Raw genomic sequence first — 15,921 nt, forward strand, 5'->3', positions numbered from 1 at the left:
CAGTCCGAGTCCTGAAGACGCCTGATCAGTTCGACTCTTGGAGGATCGAATCCCGCGCGATGTCCTGACAGAGCTGTCGGTAGCCGTCCTGCTCGAGCAGTTCCTCCATCGTGTCGTTGACCTGGACGCGAAGCACCGCGAGCCGGTCCCGAAGCTGCGCGTACTCCTGACTGGACTTGAGCTCGGCGTCGGTCTTCTGGGCGTCCAGCAGCGCCTTCTTCGAGGCCAGCGCGAAGAACTCCTGGAGCTGTGCGTCGTAACTCGAGCGCAGGGTGAGCTGGTCGACGATCCGCCGCAGCTCCGCCTTCGAGACGGGTTTGACCAGGTAATCGTCGAACCCCATCTCGATGATGTCGAAGTCCGGTTCGACGGCCGTGACCATCGCGACCCGGCAGTCGAGCTCGCGGTCGCGGATCGTCTCGAGGATCGTATCGCCGGACAGCCCCGGCATCCGCCGGTCGAGGAGGACGATGTCGACCGTCTCGTCGATGGCGTCGAGCGCGGTCTCGCCGTCGTAGGCCGTCTCGAGGTCGCAGGTGTCGCCGAGCCAGGCGGCGTAGAGGTTCGCGAGATCGGGCTCGTCTTCGACGATCAGGACGGACGGGGTATCAGTGGCCATTGACGGTGTCCTCCGGTGTAGCGATTCGTGGAAGCAATTGTACCGGGAGTATATCAAGATATCGGCAGACCGCAAGAGGAAGCGACTCCCCGACCGGACCTGACGGCGTCGAGATCGGTCGGCCGCGACGGACGCGACCTCGTCCGTCGGCTCACTCGAGTTCGCGCTCGATCGTCTCGCGTCGCTCGCGGATGGCGGCCGCGTCAGTTTCGATCGTTCGGTCGCCGACCGTCACCTCGAGTCGACCGTCGTCGGTCGCCGACCCGAGTTCGACGACGGGTGCGACACCGTCGAACGCCTCGCGGACCGCATCGGGCGAGTCGGTCTGGATCAGGGCGCGACCGGGCTGTTCGTGGAATAGCGCCGCGGCGGCGGCCGTCTCGTCGGCCGATTCGGGGACGGGAATCGAGACCTCGAGGCCCGCGTCGTCGGTGACCATCTCCGCCAGCGCGACCGCGAGGCCGCCGTGGCTGACGTCGTGGACCGCGCGGGTGGCGTCGTCGTCGGCCACGTCGGCGAGGGTTTCGACGACGCTAGCGGGGTCCTCGGGGAGTTCGGGGAAGGCGTCGCTGCCGTCGAACCGGGCGAGGTACTCGGAGCCGCCCAGTCGGGCGTCGCCCTCGAGGCCGAGATCGCCGACCAGCAGGAGGTCGCTGTCGTCCTCGGCGTCAACGGCCAGCGGCGGCGCGTCGTAGCCCGCTTTCGTTCCGACCATCGCGAGCGTCGGCGTCGGCGGAATCGGTCCCGCCACGGAGTCGTTGTACAGCGAGACGTTCCCGCCGACGACCGGCGCCGACAGGCGCTCGCACATCTCGGCGAGGCCGTCGACGATGCCCGTGAAGCCGCCGTAGACGTCGGGCTTCTCCGGGTTCCCGCCGTTCAGGCAGTCGACGGCCGCCAGCGGCGTCGCACCCTTGGCCGCGATGTTCGTCGCGTTCTCGAGGGCTACCGCGCGGGCGCCCTCGTAGGGTGCGGTGTCGGTCCAGTTCGGTGCGGCGCCGGAGGAAATCGCGAGCCCCTGCCCGGCTTCCCGCACTGCGACGATCGCCGCGTCGTCGCCCGGCCCGACGCTCGTGCGGACGCCGACCTCGTGGTCGTACTGGCGGTAGATCCACCGCTTCGAGGCGGTGTTCGGACTCGAGACGACGGCGTCGAAGGCCTCCTCGAGGTCGACCTCGGGGAGGTCGGTCTCGGGCTGTTCGGGCTCCTCGCTGGGGAGGTCGTTCATCGGCGCACCCTCGCCGAGGAAGTAGGCGTCGACGTCGACGACGGTCTCGCCCTCGAAGGTGCAGGTGTAGTTGCCCTCGGTGACCTCGCCGATGACCGAACAGCCGAGGTCGAACCGCTCGGCGATCTCCGCTACGCGATCGACGTTCTCGGGCTCGACCTCGTAGCACATCCGCTCCTGGGACTCGGCGAGCAGGATTTCGAGCGCGTTCATGTTCGGTTCGCGCTGGTGGACCCGCTCGAGTTCGATCTCCGCGCCGAGGCCGCCCTTGGCGACGAGCTCGCTCGAGGCACCGCCGAGACCGGCGGCGCCGAGGTCGCGGGCCGACTCGATCAGGCCTTCGTCGACGAGTTGCTCGTTGGCCTCGATGAGCAGTTTCTCGGTGTAGGGGTCGCCGACCTGCACGGCGGGTCGGTCCTCGGTCTCGGCGTCCTCCGCGAGGTCCTCGCTGGCGAAGGAGGCGCCGCCGAGGCCGTCGCGACCGGTGCCGTTCCCGACGAGGACGAGTTTGTTGCCCGGTTCCTGCGCTTCGGCGGTGACGAGTCGCTCCTCGTTCGTCAGGCCGACGCAGGCGACGTTCACGAGCGGGTTCCCCTCGTAGTCGGGGTGGAAGTCGACGCTGCCAGCAACTGTGGGAACGCCGATGCAGTTCCCGTAGTGGCTGATCCCCTCGACGACGCCCTCGAGGAGGTACCGGGAGTGATCGGCGTCGAACTCGCCGAAGTACAGCGAGTCGGCCAGCGCGATCGGGTAGGCGCCCATCGAGAGCGTGTCCCGGACGATCCCGCCGACGCCCGTCGCGGCGCCGTCGAACGGGTCGACGTAGGAGGGGTGGTTGTGGCTCTCGATTCCCATCGTGATGTACGTCTCGTCATCGAGCGCGACGACCGCCGCGTCGTCGCCCGGCCCGACGACGACCTGCTCGCCCTCGCTGTCGAACGCGGAGAGAAGGGGTCGCGAGGAGCGGTACGCGCAGTGTTCGCTCCAGAGGTTCTCGAACAGCGCCGCCTCGGCCGGGGTGGGCTCCCGGTCCAGTTCCTCGACGACGAGTTCGCGGTCCGAATCGGCAAGACTCATTCACGTCAGTGGTGGAAGTCGGGGAGTAAAGGGGTTTCCATATACACGTTCGTGTATCGACTTCGGCACCCGATCGAACCGCCGCGGCGGTTCGCGATTCGGTTTTGGGGCGAGAACCCGCCGCTCGGCCGCGGGCGTTCCCGGCGGCACCGTCGCGATGGTCGCCGCGTCCGTCCCGGTTCTCAGGAGTTCTTCATTCGGGTGATCGTGACGTCCCAGTCGGGATACGAACGGTCGGTGTAGCAGCAAAACGACCGCTCGAGGTCGACGTCGTGGTCGTGCGCGACCTCGAGTATCGGCCGCAGCGCGTCCGCCACTGTCTCCGCGTCGAGGCCCGTCTCACCCGCCGCTTCGGCGTCGACCTCTTCGAGTCTCGCCTGCTCGAGCCACGCTCGCTTCGGGAGGTCGTTCCAGAACCGGATCGTTCCGGTCCGGGGATCGAAATCGACGATTCCGTGGGCTTCCAGTTTGGGGAGGTGCTGGTGGCGGAGCGTCCGCTCGACGTCCGTCAGGTAGTCGTCCGTCGGTTCCGTTTCGGGCGGCGTCTGCCAGTCACCGACCGTCGATACGAGTTCGTCGAGCGCCACGACGTCGGTGGCGGATCCCTGCAGATAGTACACCACGTATCGCCGTCGTTCGTGGGACAGTACGTCCATCAGTTTCCCGAGTTCGAGTCCACCGTCCGACACGAGCGGCCGCGTACCGGCGTCTTCCCGCTCGGAATCGCGGCCCTCACCGTCCGGTCCGGTGGCCGGCGGTTCCGGGTCCTCCTCGGGCGATCTTCGGTCGTCGGTCATCGTACGTGGGGTACCGGGCCGGATAGTAAAGTCGCCGGGCCTAAAGAGAACGATACTCCGGCTCGCCGTCACGAACTCTCCGACCCTCGACCGGAACGCTCTCACGGGGGCCGTGGCGGCCGATTTGCGATTGAACGAACCGTAACGGCGATTATGATTTCCGTATTGCACTCGGCCGGCGATGGACGATCCCGGGACGGACGGCGCCGACCTATACGAATTGGCCGCCCGGCGGAATCGGGGTTCACGTGCCTGCCACCGGTCTGACCCGGCGACGAGCGTCAGAATCGTCGGTAACGGGATTTGATCGGCCGCGAGGTGACTCCCGGCACCCGATATACTTTGGTCTCCCGTCGTTCTCCGGTCCCGATCTGCGCTCCCGAAGCGGTCGGCCGAACCGTTTGAATTCGTCGCCCGCTCGATCGGTGCGGTCCGCGCGGCCCGACCGTCACGCGGCCGCGGCGCCTTCGATCAGCGTTTCGACCAGCTTCTGAACCCCCTCGCGAATGTGCTGGTGGAACGTCGCCGGTGCGACGTCGAGCGAATCGGCCACGTTCTCGCCGGAGCTGTCCCGCGGCCACTCGAAGTAGCCCGCGTAGTACGCCGTCTCGAGTACCGTCCGCTGGCGTTCCGTGAGCAACTCCTCGAGTGCGGTCCGGAACTCCCGACCGGTGTGGACCGATCGCTCGCGTTCCCGCTTGCCGACGAGTTCCGTCCGAGCGAACGTCGACCGGGCGGCCTCGACGACCTCCCTGACGTCGGCCGTCTGAGAGAACGCCGAGACGCAGGTCCCACGTCCCTCCGCGAACCGTGCGGACCGGACAGTGCCCCCGTATTCGGCGAGCGCGGTCGCCAGCGACGAGTCACCGACGATGAACTCGACGAGCGCCCCGTTCTCGTCCTCGTCTTCGGCGACGATGCGAGCGCGCTCGATGCCGGGCTCGTCGCCGGCGCGTTCGAGCACGCGGTCGGGCTTGCACCCAGTGACGGTGAAATACTGGAGATACGTCCCGTCGGACTGCGACGTGATGCCCTCCATTTCGAATTCGACCCCGAGCTCGTCCGACGCGCTCACGAAGAACACGTCCGGATCGCGGATCTCGAACTCGAGTTCGACGACCGCGTCGGTGAGCAGCGCCGCCTTCCGTTCGACGGCGTTGATCGCGAGTCCGATCGTCTTGCCGAGTTCGAACAGCACGGCCTGCTCCCTGACGCTGAACGCGTTCGCGCGCGACGAGTACGCGACGAGCACGTCGTAGACCGTCTCCTTGTAGATCAGCGGAATCACCGCTGCGGACGAGTGCTCGCTCTCGAAGGCACCGTTGGGACTGGCGTCGGTCACGGGAAGTTCCTCGGGGAGCGCCGCGACGTTCCGGATGAGCTGGATATCGCCCGATTCGACCGCCATCGAGATCGCGTCGACCGCGTCGATGTCGAACGACCGATCGATCGACGCCGTCTCGAGCCCGTCGTCCGTCTTCGGGGTGACCTCGCGGGTCCCGGTATCGACTTCGCCGGTCCACGCCGCGTGATACAGTTTCGAGTCGGTGAGCGTCTCGCAGACCTCTCGTTCGATCGCCGCTCGGTCGGCCGCCTGCACTACCCCCTGGTTGATGCGTCGGATGACCGTATTGATCTGGTTGAGCGTCTCCAGTTCGTCGCGCTGACGGCCGAGTTCCAGCTGCTGTTCTTTCACCTCGGTGATGTCGTCGATGACGCCGACGAACCGGTACACGTCGCCGTCGTCGTTCTGCAGCGGGAACGCGAAGCTGGTGACCCACCGGATGCTGCTGTCGGGCTGGACGATGCGGTACTTCTCCTGAAACCGGATCGCGGTGCCGTCGTTCCGGGGCGTTTGCGTCACTTCCTGCATCGCCGTTTCGACGCGGTGTCGGTCCTGCGGGTGGACGTCGTCGAGGTGGTTCATCAGGTTGTCGTACACGGAGTCCCGCGAGCGGCCGGTGATGTTCTCGTAGGCGGGATTGATGTACAGGATCTCGCTCAGGTCCGCGTCCGCCATCCAGATGGCGCTGTTGATGTTCTCGGCGATCTGACGGAGTCGCGCCTCGCTCTCTCGCAACCGCTTCTCGCGCTCCTTGCGGTCGGAGATGTCCGTCGCGATGACGACCGCTTTCTCGACGTCGCCGCCCTGGTTCTCGATGGGCGCGATGCTGAGCGCCGTCCAGACGCGCTCCCCGTCGGGACGCTCCAGTCTGAACTCGGAGTTGAGAACGTGTTCGCGGTCCTCGAACACCCGGCTCAGCAGGTCCTCGGGCTGTACCTGCTGGCCGCTCGCGCCGTAGAACCTGCGCTGAGTGACGTCGAGCGTCTGATTCGTGATCTCCCCGATCGTCAGCCCCAACAGCTCCTCGGCCCGGTCGTTGACGCGGGAGATGTCGCCGTCGGCCGTGATCACGCCGATACCGACGGGGCTCGTCTCGAGGATGTGCTCGATGACGTCGCGTTCCTCCCGGAGCGTCTCCTCGCGCTCCTTCCGATCCGTGATGTCCGTCGCGATGATCGCCGCCTTCTCGACGTCGCCGGCGGCGTCCGTCATCGGTGCGATGCTGATGGAGGCCCAGACCTGGTCGCCGTCGGGTCGCTCGAGGGCGAATTCGGTGTCGATAACCTCTTCGTGGTCGTCGAACACCCGGCTCAGCAGGTCTTCCGGCGAGATCCGATGGCCCTCCGAATCGTACAGCTTCCGCTGGGAGACGTCGAACGTCTGGTCGGAGAGTTCCTCCATGGTCAACCCCAGTAGCGCCTCGGCCCGGTCGTTGACGCGGGAGATATCGCCGTCGGGCGTGATCACGCCGATGCCGACGGGACTCGTCTCGAGGACGTGTTCGTTCAACCCCCGTTCTTGCCTGAGTTCCTCGGCGCGTTCCTTCCGATCGGAGACGTCGCGGACGATGCCGACCGTGCCGCAGTCCGTCCCTTCGGGCTCGATCGCGGTCACGCGAGCCTCGCAGGGGATCGCGTCACCGTCGGCGGTGTGCGCGGCGAACTCGACGGTGACCGTCCGCGGTTCCCCGTCAGTGAGCAGTCCCTCGACGGCGCTCCGACACTCCGGGAGGTCGTCCTCGTCGACGACTGCCGACGCGTGCTCGCCGAGCAGTTCGTCTCGAGAGTAGCCGAGCGCGTCGACGATCGTGTCGTTGACCATCTCGAAGCGCCCGTCGCGATCCAAGTGATAGACGCCGTACTCCGGGATCCCGGTGATGGCGTCGTAGCGGTCGATCGTTCGCTCCTCCGGCTCGCGCGCCGACGAATCGCGAATCACCGCGGTATAGTACCGTTCGCCGTCGAACTCGAACCCGCGAACGTCGATGCGGGCGCGGACCGTCTCGCCGTCCGCGCAACGCAGGCGCCCGTCCAGTCGGTCGCGGGTATCGTCAGCGGGCGCGATAGCCGACCCGTCCGCGTCGACGACGAAGTCCGCGAACGGTTCGTCCGCGAGCTCGTCCGGCGAGTAGCCGAGCACGTCCGCGACCGATTCGGTGGCGAACACGACGGTCCCCTCGCCGTCGACGACGATCGCATCGATCGGCGCGGCGTCGATCGCGGTCCGGACGAATCGTTCGCCGTCGCCCAGTTCGGTGCGGATACCGAGGCCGGCGCGCTCGTTGGCCCCTCCGCTATCGGTCGATGGAGTCTCGGTCATTACCGTGCGTCGTGACGCGACGAGGCCGTAAAGAGATATATTGCCGGTACCGTGAAAGTCGCCGACCCTTGAACGACGCCGCTCGACCGACGGAGACGTGACGGGATCTCGCTCCGATCGCGGACTGCGTCGATCGGCCGATCTACCGCAAGCGCGAGCGACGGCGTCGGGCCCGCTCGAGCCGTCGACCTCGACGCCCAGCGTCGCTCAGTTCTGGCAGCTCTCGAGCCACGAGCCGGCCCAGCACTCGATCTCGTCGAAGACGGGCTCGAGGGACTCGCCCTTGTCGGTCAGGCTGTAGTAGGTCGCGATCGGGGCGTCCTCCTCGAGGCGGCGTTCGACGAATCCCATCTCGCCCAAGTCGTCGAGTACGCGCGAGAGGGTGCGGGCGTTCGCGCCGGTCGAGCGCTTGAGTTCGTTAAAGCGCTGTTCGCCGGAGAGCAGTTCGTGGAGGACCGCCAGCCGCCACTGGGAGCCGATCTGCTCGAGCGATTCGATGACGGGGCAGGCGTTGGGGCCGTCGTTCTCGGGCGTCTCGACCGTCTCGTCGCTGGGTTCGGTCTGCGGGGATGACATTCGATTCGGCCTACGACGGGAACCGCTTTAGCAGTTCGGATTCGAACCAGCTAACACGAGGTCAGTAGCTTCGACGCGTACAGTAGGCCGTCTCGAGCGTCGTCGCCCTCTCACAGGTCGTCGACCCCGAAATCACTTCGATCGTCCCCGGCGATACCTGACGGGACGGGAGACGTGAACGAGACGACGGAGAGACGGCTGGCGGTGAGTCGCTACGCGCGGACCGAAGCCCGGTTCGGACCCGAACGGCCACGTAGCGGGCAGTGACGATAGCAGTTCGAAAAGCCCCCAGCGGTTCCGCTGGGTGACTCCAGCCAGAGGCGGTACTGAGGGTGAAGCGTCCCTGCGAAGCTAACGCTGGCACCGCGATCGGCTATCGGAGACGGTGACGGAACCGTGTCGAATAGACCGTGCGTCTCTCGCCCCACCGTTCCATTGGATTAGTTGGCGATAATCCGGGCGAGTAAGACGATCGGGATCACCGGAATGGCTAACCCGGTGACCAGAAGTACGATAGCGATCACGACTTTCTCCGCGCGGCTCGAGTCGTGCCATATCGACTGCCACATCTCATCGATTGCCTGTGCTGTTCGCTGGAGTAATCCGGCCATAGGCGGTGCTGAAGGTAGATAGATGGAAAACCCCACGGCCTGCCATCGATGCCACCTGAAGAGATTATCCCGCTCGACCACCGAGGGCCGGTATGCAGTGGTGCGACCAGCCAACGAGATCGTCCGGGAGCGAGAGTGTGAGGGTCTGGAACCGAAGCCCGAAGGGTAACCTGGCATGACCGACGACCCTCTCCCGGCCGAACACCGCTCGCCGCTCGCCGCGCTCGTCGACGAGGTACTCGCGGGGTTCGGCTACGAGGTGGCGGCCGCCACCGACGCCATCGACGACGCCGTCCCCGGGTACGGCGGTCTCTTTGACCCCGAGACCTCCCCAGACGAGTTACGTGCCGCGCTCGAAAGCGTACTGGACTCGGGACTCTCCCGGCCACCCGTCCCCGAGCCGACGAGCGACGCGTTCGTCCTCTACGTCGACGGCAGTTCACGCGGGAACCCCGGCCCCGCAGGGGCGGGCGCCGTCATCATGGACGCCACGGAGGACCAACTCGCACGTCTCGCTCGCCCCGTCGGCTCCCGGACGGGGAACAACACCGCCGAATACGTCGCACTCCAGCTCGGGCTCTCTGAACTGTTGGCTCGCTACGAGCCGCGCAGGCTGGACGTGCGCATCGATTCGATGACGGTCATCCGAGACGTCTGGGGCGGCGACGACCCGACGGAACCGGGCGTCGAGACGTACAGCGAGGGCGTCGCGGCGGCGCTCTCGAGCGTCCCGGACCACCGGTACACGCATCTGGCCGACAGCGACCCGAACCCCGCCGACGCGCTGGCGACGGTGGGCGCCGATATTGCGGCCTTCGGACCGGGATAGGAGCGGTACGTCGCGTCTCATTCGAAATTCCGTCACCGTCGAAATCCACAGCAGCGACTAGAATTCACTCGATCCCTTCTTGCTCGAGCACCTCCTCGAGTCGCTCGAGTGCGCGCAGACAGACGGGCGCGTAGCCGGTCGCGGTCGGGGGCAGTTCGAAGGCGATCCGACAGCGGTTCGCGCCGAGGTCGTCGACGCGGTGGCCGGCACCCGGCAGTCCGAGCACGCGCCAGCTCCAGCGCCGTTCCGCGGGGACGTACGCCGTGATGCGAAACGGGACCCACGCGCCGGGGATCCGAACGCGACCGCTCGTGTCCAACTGGATCCGCCGCTCGGTCGCCTCGACGCCGGTCACGAGGGGCGACCACTCCGGCCAGCGGGTGGTGTCCACGAGCAGGTCCCACGCGTCGGCCGCCGGGGCTTTGACCACGTGGGAGGCCTCGAGTCGCCGGCCGTCGGGCGTTCGCGTCCGCCGGAGACGAGTCATCGTAGGCGTCGCTACGGCGGCCTCGACAATGGGGTTTTCCCGGGACGTTCAGGGGCCACTAGACTTTACTGGGGTGGCTCCCTCCCTCGGGTAACGAATGGCGATACTCGAAGTCGACTCCCTCCGCAAAGAGTACGGCGGCTTCACGGCCGTCGAAGGCAGTTCTTTTGCAGTCGAACGCGGTGAGGTCTTCGGCGTCGTCGGTCCCAACGGCGCGGGAAAGACGACGACGCTGAAGATGCTCGCCGGGCTCATCGAACCGACCGCCGGCGCCGCCGTCGTCGCCGGCCACACTCCCGGCGAACCCGCGATGCAGCGTCGACTCGGCTTTCTCCCCGAGGAGTCCCCGCTCTACGAGGAGATGACCGCGAACGGCTACCTCGAGTTCTTCGCGGACCTCTACGACGTCCCCGCCGAGGCCGCCCGCGAGCGGATCGATCGCACGCTCGAGCGCCTCGATCTGGAACACCGGGATCGACGGCTGGGCAACATGTCGAAGGGGATGAAACGGAAGGTCGCAATCGCGCGGGCGCTGGTCAACGATCCCGACGTGCTCATCTTCGACGAACCCGCGTCGGGCCTCGATCCGCTCACGACGAACTACATCATCGAGTTCACGCGCGAACTGAGCGACGAGGAGAAGACGATCCTCTTCAGCGCGCACAACCTCTTTCACGTCGAGAGCGTCTGCGACCGGATCGTCATCATGAACGACGGGCGAATCGTCGCCCGCGGGACCGTCGACGAGATCCGCGACGCCCACGGTGGCACGGAGTACTACGTCTACGCGACCGTCGACGCCGACGGCGACCCCGTCGCGGGCGAACCGATCGACGACGACCGCCGCGACGGCGACGCGGCGACTGAGTACTGCCACGTCGTCGGCGATATGGCCGCCGTCGAGGCCGTCCGCGAGACCGTCGAAGGGGCAGGCGGACGCGTGACCGACATCCAGACGGAGACGCCCAGCTTAGAGGAGATCTTCCTCGAGGTCGCCAGCGAACCGGCCGGGAACGGCGACGGGAGCGCGAGCGACGGTCCAGCCGGACGAACCGGAACGGACGCCGCGGAGCGGACGGACGACGAGGCGGTGACCGAGGACGCGGCGGAGGCGGAGACGTGAGCGACGAGGCGGACCCCGATTCGGACCGTCGGTCGCGGCGTCGTCGACTCCGCGGTGCGCTGGCGCGGACGGCTCGGATCGCCCGCTGGGAGGTCTCTCGGAGCGCCGGCACCGTCGATCGGAAGACGGTGCTCGTGCTGGCGGCGCTGGCGCTCGTCGTCGGCGTCGTCGGCTTTTCGGCCGCCGGCGAGGGGCTCGGCCTCGAGGACGAGATCTACGTCGTCGCGGTCGACGAGGACAGCCGGTACCACGACGTCGCCGTCGAGAGCGAGGCGTTCAGACCGATGCCCCTCGACGAGCTCGTGATCGAGAACGGGGACGACGCCAACGCCGACGTGGTACTGACGCGAAACGGCGAACTCGCCCACTACGGCCCCCACGGGGAGGCCGCCCACGACGCGTTCATCGATGCGATCGACTCGTACAACGAGCAGCGGTTGCGCCAAGAGGCCAATCAGACGGCGGCCTATCCGGTCCACGTCGAACTCGACTACCAGAAGCGCGATTTCGACGGATCGGCGGAGCCGGACGAAAGCGACGGGGCGTCGAGCGACGGCTCGGACGACGGGACGGACGCCGGCTCCGGAACCGGGACCGAGACGACCGACGGGTCCGGCGGCGAGGACTCGAGCGACGGCGGCTCCGGCGACGATACCACCAGTGGAGGCGCTACCGGTGGGGACGCCGACGGTAGCGGTCAGAGCGACGGGACCGACGATAGCGGTGACGGTCGACTGCAGGTGCCGAACGTCGGCGCCAGCGGCGCAGTCGACGGGACGTCCGGACCGCCGGGATCGATCTCGCCGCCGTTTCCCTTCCAGTCGCTCCTGTTGGCGTTCCTCTTCGTCGTCCCGATGAACTTCGTCATTCAGGCCTACGGGAGCACGATCATGGACGAGCGGGTCAAGCGCCGCGGCGAACTGCTGCTCGTCTCGCCGGCCTCGAGACGCGAAATCGTTGCCGGGAAGACGCTGCCCTACCTGCTGGGGCTGATCGCCGTCGCGGTCGGGATCACCGTCGCGGTTCAGGGTGGCCTCCTCTCGATCGCCGCGGCGATTCCCATCGCGCTGCTGTTCCTCGCGGCGACGTTCGCCGGCGCGATGCTCGCCCGCTCGTACAAGGAACTGACGTTCGTGACGGTCACGATCAGCGTCTTCCTCACGACATACACGTTCATCCCGGCGGTGTTCGCCGACGTGAACCCGATCGCGCTGATCTCGCCGCTGACGCTGATCGTGACGAATCTGCAGGGCGAGTCGGTCTCCCTCGGGGAGTACGTCTTCTCGACCGCGCCGTTCTACTGCAGTGCCGCGGTCTGTTTCCTGCTCGGAATCGGCGTCTACCGCGAGGAGGACATGTTCGCCCAGAAGGCGCTCCCGGCGAAGGTGCTCGACGCGATCGCGAGCCGCCTCCATAGCTATCGGAGCGTCGCCGTCCTGACGATGCTGTTCATCCCCTTCGTTTTCGCCGGCCAGTTGCTCGCCGTCGCTGTGCTGTTCGCCGTCCCCGAGCAACTCGCCGTGCCGATCGTCATCGTCCTCGCGGCGGCCATCGAGGAGGTCGCCAAGAGCGTCCACGTCTACGCCGGCTTCGTCCGCTCGCGGTTCGACGCCTCGCTTCGCGTCGCCGCCGTCCTCGGCGTCTGCTCCGGCGCCGGCTTCTTCCTCGGCGAGAAGGTCACCCACGTCGTCCAGTTCGTCGGCCTCCCCGAGCTGACCGTCGGCGCCGCCGCGTTCGGTCCCGACCCCTCTGGGGGACCGCTCGTGCTCGTCGCGGTCTTCCTCGCGCCGCTGGTCTTGCACGTCGTGACGGCCGTGATATCGGCGATCGGCGCGAGTCGCGGGCCGAACGCGTACTCCGTCGGATTCCTGATCGCGACGCTCGTTCACGCGGGCTACAACCTGGGGGTGATCGCCCTTGTCGCGTGATCGCGATCGAAGCGACGGCCCCGCTCGCTCGAGCGACGAGTCGACGCCGATCCGACGCGGGCCGAATCCGCCGACGCCGACCGACGACGGCGACTCCCGCTTCGGTCTGCCGTTCGGTCCGCGCTGGGCCGTCGCCCGCCGCGAACTCGGCTCGCTGCGCTCCGAGAAGACCATCGTACTCGCGCTGGCGATCCAGCTGGTCATCGCGGCCTTCTCCTCGTTCCTGGTCGTCGGGCTCGTCTCGCTGTACGATCCGGGCTCCGTCGACGGCTACGGCAACCGGGTCGCCATCACCGGTGTGAACGAGGCGGATGTCGAGCGACTCAGCGGTCTCGCCAGCGAACAGGAGGGGCTCGAGCCGACGGTCGCCCAGTCCAGGGCCGACGCGTTCGCGGCCTTCGACGAGGGACAGGTCGCGGCCGTCCTCGAGGTGAGCAGAACCGCGGACGGGCGGCTGGTCGTCGACGCGACCGTCCCCGACGGGGGACTGGAGACAACGCTGCTGATCAGCCAGCTCCAGGAGCTGCTCGAGACCCTCGAGCACGAGGAGCGACTCGCCAACGCCGACGCGCTCGAGGCGCCGCCGCTCGACGTTCCCGACGAGGTCGGAGCGAGCCCGTACCTCGAGTTCACCTACACGATCCTCGTTCCGCTGTTGCTGTTCCTGCCGGTGTTCATCAGTGGCTCGATCGTCGTCGACTCGCTGATCGAGGAGCGCTCCCGCGGGACCCTCGAGTTGCTCCGAGTCAGTCCGCTCTCGCTCGTGGACGTGGCCGACGCGAAGCTCCTGACGATCGCCGCGCTGGCGCCGCTACAGGCGGTCGCCTGGCTCGCCCTGCTCGCGTTCAACGGGACCGTGATCGCCGCGCCGGCGGTGCTGATCGTCCTGGTCGCGGCGCTAGCGCTCACCGTCACCGCGGCGGCGGCCGGCGTCGCGCTCGTCGCCCCCGACAGGCGTCAGGCCCAACTCGCCTACTCCGGCGGGATCGTCGGCGCGCTGGTCCTGTCCACGTTGCTCCCCGAGCACCCGGCCAACACCGTCGCCAAGTTCGCCATCGGTAGCGCCACGGCGACGACGTGGCTGTCGCTCGCGACCTACTGTCTCGTCGCGGTCGGCGGCTACCTCGCGGTCAGGGCCGGTATCGAGCGGCTCAACAGCGACTCCCTGTAGCGTATTCGCCGTCGCTCACGGGATCGGCCGCGTATCTGATTTCGGAGCGCGGAACGAGATTCGAATTCGGATGTCGGCGGTGAACCGAGGTACGGCGGCGCGGTGGCGCGCGCCGGGCCGCGGTGAACAACCAGTGAACCGCGGCGTGAAACCGTGCGAGGGATGAGCGAGGGAGTGAACCGACCGAGCGAATCGGGTGGGGAGGATGTGGAAATCCCCGTTGCCACGGGTGCAGCGTGATCGAACCGTCTCGCAGCGTCGACAGCAGATCCCGTCCAGTCACACGGAACTCGGTCGAAGTCGTCCGCTGAAGTGTTCGAAGGGTCGTTCGGTGTTCTGCTATCGTGGCAACGGGGATGGCCGTGCCCTCCCCAACCGACTGCGGTCCTCGCTCCCACTGGTCGCTGCGGTCCTCGACCCTCGCGCGTCTCCGTGCCGCCGTACGTCGATTCCACGGTTCGGAGAACACCGTCTCGAGACCGTACTGCGCACAGTTCGAGCCGCTCGAGCCTACTCGTGATCACTGACACGGGAAAAACGATGAAAAACGGCTGAAACGGCGATAATGGCGGCCGGTTCAGTCGTTGCGACTGAACACGCTCTTGATTCGCGAGACGATCCCACTGTCGTCGTTGCGGTTCGCGTCTCGGTCGGTATGTTCGTCCGCCATAGGCGGGCGGCAGTACGATACGATCGAACTAAAAAATAACGGGGATCCGACCTGTCGCGTTCGCTGTCGGTCGTCTCGAGGTGGCAGTTGCCCCAGCACGTACTGTTTTTTCGACGGCGGCCGTCCACCCGGTATGGAGTACACCACGCTCGGTTCGACCGGCATGGAAGTCAGTCGCCTCTGTCTGGGTTGTATGAGCTTCGGCTCGAGCGACTGGCGCGAGTGGGTCCTCGAAGACGAGGAGAGTAAAGCGATCATCGAGCGGGCGATCGATCTCGGGATCAACTTCTTCGATACCGCGAACATGTACTCGCGGGGCGAGTCCGAGCGGATTCTGGGCGAGGCCCTCGAGGGCCACCGCGAGGAGTCGGTCGTCGCGACGAAGGGCTACTTCCAGATGCGCGAGGACGATCCGAACTCGGGCGGACTCTCCCGGAAGGCGATCGAGCAGGAACTCGCGGCCAGTCGCGAGCGTCTCGGGATGGACAGTATCGACCTCTACCAGATCCACCGCTGGGACGACGACACGCCGATCGAGACGACCATGCGGGCGCTCGACGACGCCGTTCGCCGGGGTCACGTCCGCTATCTCGGCGCCTCCTCGATGTGGGCACACCAGTTCGCCGAGTCGCTGCACACGAGCGACCGGCTGGGGCTCGAGCGGTTCGTCACGATGCAGAACCACTACAACCTCGTCTACCGCGAGGAGGAGCGAGAGATGTTGCCCCTCTGCGAGAAGGAGGACATCGGCGTCGTCCCGTGGTCGCCGCTGGCGCGGGGCTACCTCACGCGCCCGCACGAGGAGATCGACGCGACGACCCGCGGCGAGACGGAAGAGCACCTGTACGACCACCCCTACCGCGAGGGCGGCGGCCGGGAGATCAACGAGCGCGTCGCCGAGATCGCCGCCGACAAGGGCGCGACGATGGCCCAGATCGCGCTGGCGTGGCTGCTCCACAAGGACTGGGTCGATGCCCCGATCGTCGGGACGACCAGCGTCGAACACCTAGAGCAGGCCGTCGAGGCGCTCGAGATATCGCTGTCGGCGTCGGACATGGCCTACCTCGAGGAGCCCTACGAGCCGGTGTCGGTGTCGGGCCACAGCTGAGGCTGCGGCTGAGAGGGCGACGCCGGCTCGGGC

Annotated in this window: 11 protein-coding genes; 5 read left to right on the forward strand and 6 right to left on the reverse strand. The window is 67.2% G+C overall.

What is annotated here, in order from left to right; genetic code table 11:
* Positions 1-25 precede the first annotated feature (25 nt).
* The 5 genes from HTUR_RS07545 to HTUR_RS07565 all read right to left on the reverse strand — a co-directional run bounded on the left by HTUR_RS07545 (position 26) and on the right by HTUR_RS07565 (position 7,961).
* The gene (locus tag HTUR_RS07545; RefSeq protein WP_012942724.1) at positions 26-619 is read right to left on the reverse strand and encodes a HalX domain-containing protein; all 594 of its coding nucleotides are present in this window, start codon (positions 617-619) and stop codon (positions 26-28) included.
* A 151-nt stretch (positions 620-770) separates the two neighbouring features.
* Positions 771-2,924, reverse strand: a complete 2,154-nt coding sequence (purL, locus tag HTUR_RS07550; protein WP_012942725.1) for a phosphoribosylformylglycinamidine synthase subunit PurL — start codon at positions 2,922-2,924, stop codon at positions 771-773.
* Between the two features lie 182 nt (positions 2,925-3,106).
* The gene (locus HTUR_RS07555; RefSeq protein ID WP_012942726.1) at positions 3,107-3,721 is read right to left on the reverse strand and encodes a DUF7344 domain-containing protein; all 615 of its coding nucleotides are present in this window, start codon (positions 3,719-3,721) and stop codon (positions 3,107-3,109) included.
* A gap of 448 nt (positions 3,722-4,169) precedes the next feature.
* Positions 4,170-7,385 (reverse strand): PAS domain S-box protein, encoded by a 3,216-nt coding sequence (locus HTUR_RS07560; RefSeq protein WP_012942727.1) that lies wholly within the window; start codon positions 7,383-7,385, stop codon positions 4,170-4,172.
* Between the two features lie 207 nt (positions 7,386-7,592).
* Complete coding sequence (locus HTUR_RS07565) at positions 7,593-7,961, reverse strand: winged helix-turn-helix transcriptional regulator (RefSeq protein ID WP_012942728.1); 369 nt, start codon at positions 7,959-7,961, stop codon at positions 7,593-7,595.
* A 786-nt stretch (positions 7,962-8,747) separates the two neighbouring features.
* Here HTUR_RS07565 and HTUR_RS07570 point away from each other — a divergent pair.
* On the forward strand, positions 8,748-9,401 hold the full coding sequence (locus HTUR_RS07570) for a ribonuclease HI family protein (RefSeq protein WP_012942730.1): 654 nt from the start codon (positions 8,748-8,750) through the stop codon (positions 9,399-9,401).
* Positions 9,402-9,465: 64 nt separating this feature from the next.
* Here the strand turns inward: HTUR_RS07570 and HTUR_RS07575 are convergent, their stop codons facing one another.
* Entirely contained in the window at positions 9,466-9,888 is a 423-nt protein-coding gene (locus HTUR_RS07575) for an SRPBCC family protein (protein ID WP_012942731.1), read from the reverse strand.
* Between the two features lie 97 nt (positions 9,889-9,985).
* Here HTUR_RS07575 and HTUR_RS07580 point away from each other — a divergent pair, with 97 nt between their 5' ends.
* The 4 genes from HTUR_RS07580 (at position 9,986) to HTUR_RS07595 (ending at position 15,888) form a co-directional block, all read left to right on the forward strand.
* Entirely contained in the window at positions 9,986-11,011 is a 1,026-nt protein-coding gene (locus tag HTUR_RS07580; RefSeq protein WP_012942732.1) for an ABC transporter ATP-binding protein, read from the forward strand.
* Positions 11,008-12,939: an ABC transporter permease subunit gene (locus HTUR_RS07585; RefSeq protein WP_012942733.1), complete on the forward strand. Its 1,932-nt coding sequence runs from the start codon at positions 11,008-11,010 to the stop codon at positions 12,937-12,939. The genes HTUR_RS07580 and HTUR_RS07585 overlap by 4 nt, the downstream gene beginning before the upstream one ends.
* Positions 12,929-14,110 carry an ABC transporter permease gene (locus HTUR_RS07590; RefSeq protein ID WP_012942734.1) on the forward strand — a complete coding sequence of 394 codons (1,182 nt, stop codon included), beginning with the start codon at positions 12,929-12,931 and terminating at the stop codon, positions 14,108-14,110. The genes HTUR_RS07585 and HTUR_RS07590 overlap by 11 nt, the downstream gene beginning before the upstream one ends.
* Positions 14,111-14,913: 803 nt before the next feature.
* Positions 14,914-15,888, forward strand: a complete 975-nt coding sequence (locus HTUR_RS07595) for an aldo/keto reductase (RefSeq protein ID WP_012942736.1) — start codon at positions 14,914-14,916, stop codon at positions 15,886-15,888.
* The last annotated feature ends 33 nt before the right edge of the window (positions 15,889-15,921 follow it).

It is taken from the genome of Haloterrigena turkmenica DSM 5511, assembly GCF_000025325.1.
GTDB lineage: Archaea > Halobacteriota > Halobacteria > Halobacteriales > Natrialbaceae > Haloterrigena > Haloterrigena turkmenica.

What these genes read in the sequence shown, in the direction of transcription:
- purL (WP_012942725.1), bottom strand. Translation starts at nt 2,924, where the DNA reads ATGAGTCTTGCCGATTCGGACCGCGAACTCGTCGTCGAGGAACTGGAC.
- HTUR_RS07580 (WP_012942732.1), top strand. Translation starts at nt 9,986, where the DNA reads ATGGCGATACTCGAAGTCGACTCCCTCCGCAAAGAGTACGGCGGCTTC.
- HTUR_RS07595 (WP_012942736.1), top strand. Translation starts at nt 14,914, where the DNA reads ATGGAGTACACCACGCTCGGTTCGACCGGCATGGAAGTCAGTCGCCTC.
- HTUR_RS07575 (WP_012942731.1), bottom strand. Translation starts at nt 9,888, where the DNA reads ATGACTCGTCTCCGGCGGACGCGAACGCCCGACGGCCGGCGACTCGAG.
- HTUR_RS07560 (WP_012942727.1), bottom strand. Translation starts at nt 7,385, where the DNA reads ATGACCGAGACTCCATCGACCGATAGCGGAGGGGCCAACGAGCGCGCC.
- HTUR_RS07570 (WP_012942730.1), top strand. Translation starts at nt 8,748, where the DNA reads ATGACCGACGACCCTCTCCCGGCCGAACACCGCTCGCCGCTCGCCGCG.
- HTUR_RS07565 (WP_012942728.1), bottom strand. Translation starts at nt 7,961, where the DNA reads ATGTCATCCCCGCAGACCGAACCCAGCGACGAGACGGTCGAGACGCCC.
- HTUR_RS07545 (WP_012942724.1), bottom strand. Translation starts at nt 619, where the DNA reads ATGGCCACTGATACCCCGTCCGTCCTGATCGTCGAAGACGAGCCCGAT.
- HTUR_RS07555 (WP_012942726.1), bottom strand. Translation starts at nt 3,721, where the DNA reads ATGACCGACGACCGAAGATCGCCCGAGGAGGACCCGGAACCGCCGGCC.